This is a genomic window from Paraburkholderia sp. (assembly GCF_036488505.1).
In the GTDB taxonomy this organism is placed as follows: domain Bacteria; phylum Pseudomonadota; class Gammaproteobacteria; order Burkholderiales; family Burkholderiaceae; genus Paraburkholderia.
This window is the reverse complement of the sequence record NZ_DASXHN010000168.1, coordinates 1-4,822: the sequence shown is the minus strand read 5'-3', so window position 1 is coordinate 4,822 and position 4,822 is coordinate 1. Positions and strand designations below refer to the sequence as shown.

The 4,822-nt window shown below is 62.2% G+C and carries 6 protein-coding genes and 1 pseudogene; 3 read left to right on the top strand and 4 right to left on the bottom strand.

The annotated features are described in order from the left end of the window. The 3 genes and pseudogenes from VGH68_RS09925 to VGH68_RS09915 form a co-directional block, all read left to right on the top strand. A pseudogene (locus VGH68_RS09925) lies at window positions 1-602 on the top strand (2,5-dihydroxypyridine 5,6-dioxygenase); the annotation flags it as partial. After that, window positions 599-1,210 carry an N-carbamoylsarcosine amidohydrolase gene (locus VGH68_RS09920; RefSeq protein ID WP_331603419.1) on the top strand — a complete coding sequence of 204 codons (612 nt, stop codon included), beginning with the start codon at window positions 599-601 and terminating at the stop codon, window positions 1,208-1,210. The pseudogene VGH68_RS09925 and the gene VGH68_RS09920, both read left to right, overlap by 4 nt. Window positions 1,211-1,330: 120 nt before the next feature. Continuing rightward, complete coding sequence (locus tag VGH68_RS09915) at window positions 1,331-1,540, top strand: hypothetical protein (RefSeq protein ID WP_331603417.1); 210 nt, start codon at window positions 1,331-1,333, stop codon at window positions 1,538-1,540. A gap of 199 nt (window positions 1,541-1,739) precedes the next feature. Here the strand turns inward: VGH68_RS09915 and VGH68_RS09910 are convergent, their stop codons facing one another. From VGH68_RS09910 to VGH68_RS09895, 4 genes are all read right to left on the bottom strand, one after another. Continuing rightward, a complete protein-coding gene (locus tag VGH68_RS09910; RefSeq protein WP_331603416.1) occupies window positions 1,740-2,132 on the bottom strand; it encodes a YetF domain-containing protein in 393 nt (130 codons plus the stop codon). After that, window positions 2,123-2,455 carry a hypothetical protein gene (locus tag VGH68_RS09905; protein ID WP_331603415.1) on the bottom strand — a complete coding sequence of 111 codons (333 nt, stop codon included), beginning with the start codon at window positions 2,453-2,455 and terminating at the stop codon, window positions 2,123-2,125. The genes VGH68_RS09910 and VGH68_RS09905 overlap by 10 nt, the downstream gene beginning before the upstream one ends. Next, entirely contained in the window at window positions 2,455-3,153 is a 699-nt protein-coding gene (locus VGH68_RS09900; protein WP_331603414.1) for a YetF domain-containing protein, read from the bottom strand. The genes VGH68_RS09905 and VGH68_RS09900 overlap by 1 nt, the downstream gene beginning before the upstream one ends. A gap of 218 nt (window positions 3,154-3,371) precedes the next feature. After that, window positions 3,372-4,484 carry a patatin-like phospholipase family protein gene (locus VGH68_RS09895; protein ID WP_331603413.1) on the bottom strand — a complete coding sequence of 371 codons (1,113 nt, stop codon included), beginning with the start codon at window positions 4,482-4,484 and terminating at the stop codon, window positions 3,372-3,374. Window positions 4,485-4,822 lie beyond the last annotated feature (338 nt).

The following is a 4,822-nucleotide window of genomic DNA, read 5'->3' as shown; positions in this document are numbered from 1 at the left end:
CGCACATCGAGCGAGCGCGCGAGATGCGCGTCACGTCGAAGGCAGGAACGGACCTGAGCTGCCCGTTGGGCGAATTTCCAGCCATCGCCGAATACGGCTTCGTCGATAAACCGGGCCGCTGGGACCACTGGCCAAGCGGCTTCGCGCTGACGTTTCCGAATGAAGGAACAGCGAACGGGCGCATCGTCATCGACAAAGGCGACATTCTTCTGCCGCAGAAAAGCTATTGCACCGAGCCGATCGTGCTAACGGTCGAAGCCGGTTATGCGACCAGGATCGAAGGCGGCGTCGATGCGGACCTGTTGCGCGAATACATGGAAACGTTCGACGATCCAGACGCCTACGCAATCTCGCATATCGGCTGGGGCCTCCAAAAACGCGCGCACTGGTCGACGCTTGGCCTCTACGATCGCGAGGCCACACTCGGCATGGACGCGCGTGCCTTCGACGGCAATTTCCTGTTCTCGCTCGGACCGAACAACGAAGGCGGCGGCGCGCGCACGACCGCCTGCCATATCGACATTCCGTTGCGACGCTGTACCGTCTCGCTCGATGGCGTCGACGTGGTGCGCGATGGTAAAACCGTAGAGGACACGCAATGAACGACGCCGTTTACGCGCGCCAGGGCTTTGGCCAGACGCTGGACATCAAAGGCCAGATTGGGCTGTTGATCATCGACTTCGTGAACGGCTTTGCCGATCCCGCCGTGTTCGGCGGCGGCAATATTCCCGAGGCGATCGCCAATACGGTGCCGCTGCTCGAGGCTGCGCGCAGCATGAAGTGGCCGGTGGCGCACAGCCGGATCGTCTATGCGGACGATGACGCCGATGCCAATGTATTTTCGTTAAAAGTGCCCGGCATGCTGACGTTGAAGGAGCATTCGCCGGCGAGCGCGATCGTGCCGCAACTCGCGCCTGCGAACGGCGAACTCGTCGTGCGCAAGAACGTGCCATCGGCGTTCTTCGGCACCTCGCTCGCCGCCTGGCTCGCGATGCGCGGCGTGAGCACACTGGTCGTCGCGGGATGCGTGACGAGCGGCTGCGTGCGCGCCAGTGTCGTCGATGCGATGCAGTTCGGCTTGCGCCCCGTCGTGCTGTCGGATTGCGTGGGTGACCGTGCGCTTGCGCCGCACGAGGCCAATCTGTTCGATATCGCGCAGAAGTATGGGGCGGTGATGACGTCCGAAGAGTTGCTGTCGCGCGTTCGCTGAAGCTCGATGCTTTGATCAGTCACTGAGCGGCGCCGTTGGCACGCGCGTTGCGGCGATGAATGAAGTTCGCACTGAATGTTCAGCAGCGTACGACACTTCTCATGTTCTCGGAGGTTGAAAATGGCGACTGAAACCTATGCGGGCCGAACCCAGGACGACCGCGCCGCGGCACGCACCGGTGCGCCGGTGCCGGCGCAAGAGCAACCGGGCGGCAAAATGGCTGTGGAAGGTACGCAGCCAGACCCGTCGCACAGCTGCGGAGAGTTGTCCGACGAGGGCAAACGCGCGTGGCAACAGGGCAACACGATCGGCGGAAAGCCGGCAGAGTGACGAGGCATCCGCTCGGTGCGTTGGGCACCACTGCTCCCGGCCACACCCGCCGGGGATGCAGGCCGATCGCCATGATCATGCGCTGGCCTGATTCCCAGCCAGTGACGATCGGCAATCGTTAGCGCGCTTGCGTGCCCGCGCATTGAGTTAGCCGACGAAGTTGTGCACTCCGTCGGGTACCACAGCTTGGCGCGAAACTTCACGCATTGGCGGTTTTGCTATCTTCGCTGTTCGTCTTCGGCTCCCGCGGCAATCGCACTGCCGATTCCCATCGTGTGGACTGGCATGACGAGCATGGTTGGGCCGGCCGGTCGCGCGCGGCGAGGGTAACCCCGCAATTCCAGCACGCAAAATAGCCGTCTGCGCCGATCGCATCGAGAAGCGAGCGTTCCATGTCTGGCCGAACCGTCAAACCGGGGCGTTCCTCCTTCCTCCAAACCAGGCTGATAGACCCGGATGGCTCCAGGTAGACCCGCCGCAACTGTCCCAGGTGAGCCACGTTTGCGGCCCGAAGTTCCGACGCGAGCATCTCCCGGGAAACCTCGTCGGCCTTGAGTTGGTCGAGAAGAATGGTGCCGTCCTTCACCAGCATCGTGACGTCGCCTTCCTGTGCGACCTGAAATTTGCGCCACCGCAGACCGGCCCGGAACTCATGCGCTGAAGAAGCGCGACCGTGAACAGCACGATAACCGCCGGTAAAACGCCTTGCGACGACACCTGAATGGGAACGCCGATCGCGGCGCCGAGCATCAGAATCACCGCTAGCTCCGTGATGCTCAACTGAGCGGCCACACGCTTGCCCATCAAGCGCATGGCCACCAGCAGGAGGACATACACAATCGCGGCACGGACAACGACTTCCAACAGGAACGCCCAAGGTCCGTCACCAATCAGAATCCGTTCGATGAACTGCATCAGACCTCCACTTCCCTCACTGCGAACGTCCATTCAGTCGAACCGCAGTTCTCGCATTGCACGCCGTCTGTGTCGTCGCTCTCGATGGTGTTGCCGCACTCGCGACACGCGGACCAGCCATGCAGTCGGCCTTCCTCCAGAAGATCCTTGTCTATCGCGGGCAGTACCGACAGGCCCGGCTTGGACGGCCTGGCCGGGATGAACGAAAACGACCCGGACGGCTCCATGTAGAGCCGGCTAATCTGGCCCAGTTGCTGCCACCCATGGATGCGCATCGCCTCGAATATTTTTTCCCGAGGCATCGCGGCTCGCCCCAGTTCCCGCATTTCCAGCCGCCCTTCTCGTGCGAGCAGCGTGACATCCGTTGAAATCAGCGTTTCCAGACGCCGGTGCGTGGTGCCAAGCCGCGCAATGAGACGCTGCAGTACGATGGCGACGACCGCGATCACCAACGGCGGCAGCATCCCCCGGTTGGAAGCCTGCAAAGGAACACCGATCGCCGCTGCGAGGGTAACGACGATCGAAATCTCGAACAATGTGAATTGCGCTGCCACGCGGCGCCCGAGCAGGCGCATGGCAATGACCAGTAATACGTACGTGACGCAGGTGCGGAGAAGTACTTCCAGCAAGAACAGCGACGATGTGTTCCCGAACAGGAAGCGGTGCCAGTCCGTCAGACTGAAAGGGCGGTTTTCCACGACGGTATCTGCAACAGTGCGAGGTTCGACGCTTTCCGCATGGGCCGTGCCTGGGAGGCTGGATTCGCGATCGAATCCGGCCCTGTGTCGAAGCGTCGTTGCAACGTGCTTGCAACGACGCTTGTAGCAACTTCAGCGCGCCTCGTAATTTCTGCAAGCGTCGCGCCAACTCCACGTTGCGATAGACGGGGACGGCCGATCCGCACTTTATCTTCCGACTATTCACTTCCCATTTTCGACAGCGCCGTCTCGGCCGCCAATCGGCCATTTTTCCAATGCTCGTCGATGGCGGTCTCGCCAAACTGCGAGTCCTTGAAGTGCGCCTCACATTGCGAGCGCGGGTAGTCGACCGGCACGATGCGAACGTTCTTCGGCTGGGCGAGCGCCGCTGCGTTCATCAACTGGGGATCGTTCTGGCGCTGTTCGCCGTCGATGCGAGCCAGCGCGTACGCGAGTAAAGACTTCAGATGTTGCGATTCCTCGAACGCCTCGTTGAAGAACGCCGCTCTGCTCGCGTGCTGGATGTTTTTGAGGCGGATGTCGACGTCGACGAGATTGTCGGCAAGCGGGCCGTCGCAACTCCATAAGTCGGCGCGCAAGATGACGGTGTGGGCAGCCGCGGGTGCTCTGGACACGAGATGACGCAAAGGCGCCCCTGTCACGAGCGAGCCATCCCAATACCAGGATCCGTCGATTTCGACGGCTGGAAACCAGGGCGGCAACGCGCCCGACGCCATGATCATCGCGCTGTCGAGTCCGTCGTCGTGATTCACGAAATAGCGGGCGGCGCCCGTCGCTAGATTCGCGGCCACGACGCTGACCTCGACCGGGCTGCGATTGAGCAACTCGAAATCACACAGACTCGACAGTGTGCGGGACAGCGGTCGCGTATCGAACACGCTGGCATCGCCCGGATTGCCTGTGCCCGTGAACCACGGAATGTGCAGGCGCCGGACGAAGAATCCCGGCAATCCGACCTGAAACGCGTAACTTTGATCGGTTTCCGCGAGCACGCGCCTCACCGTTTGATCTTCGAGTGCGCGGTGTGGCGGCCAAAGTTGCAGCGCGTGTTGGCGCAGCGCCGAACCGGGCACCGACACACTACGCCAGAACGCTTTTAGCCGGTCCACTCTGCACGATGGATCATTGCCAAAATAAAGCGCGGCGTTAATCGCGCCGATCGAAGAGCCGCTGCACGCGGCGACTTCGACACCGGCGTTGTGCAACGCTTCCAGCACGCCGGCCTGGAATGCGCCGATCGCGCCCCCGCCTTGGAACGCGAGCGTAATGCGGTGAGGCGGCTTTTGTGGTGCGGTCGTCAATGGCGTCATGCGGCTTCTCAACCTTCTCCGCGTTGCGGGCGGAATAGCGTGGCAAAGCTTGCCGCGCCGCAACGAGCGTTCCCGTTCTGTCGCCAGGGCTGCGACTCTTCCGTGTCAGACGCAGCGTTGCGGACCGTGGGACCGCTAGCGCCGTCTCGCGAGTTCGGGGAGATTTTGGGGCGCTCACTCGTCGGCTTGCCGGCGGCAGCGATACGCGCTGATGAACTGGAGCGTGGCTATCGAGTCGCTGCCTCCGTTCAATGAACGCAGGACCAGTCCGATTTCTCTTGCGAATCGTGACGCCGTCTGGACCCCGCCCCCTCTCGTCGCAGCCCGTCCGACGATGC